General features: G+C 65.9%; 1 protein-coding gene. It reads right to left on the bottom strand.

The window, feature by feature from the left end; genetic code table 11:
• Positions 1-40: 40 nt before the first annotated feature.
• Positions 41-841 (bottom strand): enoyl-CoA hydratase-related protein, encoded by an 801-nt coding sequence (locus B1A78_RS21830; RefSeq protein WP_077148910.1) that lies wholly within the window; start codon positions 839-841, stop codon positions 41-43.
• Positions 842-1,110: the final 269 nt, after the last annotated feature.

Raw genomic sequence — 1,110 nt, 5'->3', positions numbered from 1 at the left:
AAGTCTCGCTGCCCTCCCCTGAAGGGGAGGGCGTATTCAGTTACTTCCCCTTGAACGCGGTCTTGCGCTTCTCGACAAAGGCCAGCACGCCTTCGACCGCATCCTCGCTGTTGCCCGCGACGAACTGGCCCTTGGCTTCGGCGTCGAGCGTTTCCGAAAAGCTCTGCGACAGGCCGTCGCGCAGGATCTTGCGCATCGTGCCGAGCGACACCGTCGGGCCATTGGCGAGGCGCTGGGCCAGCGCGCGGGCTTCGCTCAGCAGGTCGGCGTCGTCGACGCATTTGTAGACGAGGCCCCATTCTGCCGCCTGTTCGCCGCCGATCTTTTCGCCGAGCATCATCATCTGCGTCGCGCGCGGCAGGCCGATCAGGCGCGGCAGCAGCCACGACGAGCCGCCGTCGGGGACGAGGCCGATGTTGACGAAGGCCTGGAGGAAATAGGCCGACTTTCCGACGAGCGTGAAGTCGCCCGACAGGCCGAAGCTGCAGCCGACGCCGGCGGCGGGGCCGTTCACCGCGGTGACGACGGGGATTTCGAGGTTCGCGAGCGCGAGCAGCATCGGGTTATAATGGTTGCGCAGAGCCTTGCGGCTGTTCGCGCCGCCGCCGACCGCCGATGCCGCGCGGTCGCCGCCGAGGTCAGCGCCCGAACAGAAGCCGCGACCTTCGCCGGTGATCAGCAGCGCGCGCGCGCCGAGGACGGGCAGATGATCGAGCGCATCGCGGATTTCGTCGGCCATCGCCGGCGGCATCGAATTGAGCCGCTCGGGGCGGTTCAGCGTGATCGTCGCGACATGGTCGGCGATTTCGAGCTTGATCATCTCGTAGGTCGGGGTCGTCATCGGGAAGAACTCCTCTCGCGGGTTTTGGCTTTACCTTTACGTTCACGTAAAGTTGTGACCGATTTGCGACGACGGCGCAAGGGGGAAGAGGGCAGTTCGGTTCGCGTCACCCCGAGCTTGCTCGAGGCCTGCCTTGTCTTTGATCGGGCGGCGCAAGAGGGAAGGCGAGTCCCGGGTCAAGCCCGGGATAACGGACGGTCGCTAACGACCGAAAATGAACGTCGCCCCCGCGAAGGCGGGGGCCGCTGTCGGTTTACGGAACGATGCAG

This window comes from Sphingopyxis sp. KK2 (genome assembly GCF_001990265.1).
GTDB lineage: Bacteria > Pseudomonadota > Alphaproteobacteria > Sphingomonadales > Sphingomonadaceae > Sphingopyxis.
Note: the sequence above shows the minus strand (reverse complement) of the source record. Positions and strands in the feature narration are given on the sequence as shown.

Coding starts and splice junctions, on each gene's coding strand:
- B1A78_RS21830 (WP_077148910.1), bottom strand. CDS start 841: ATGACGACCCCGACCTACGAGATGATCAAGCTCGAAATCGCCGACCAT.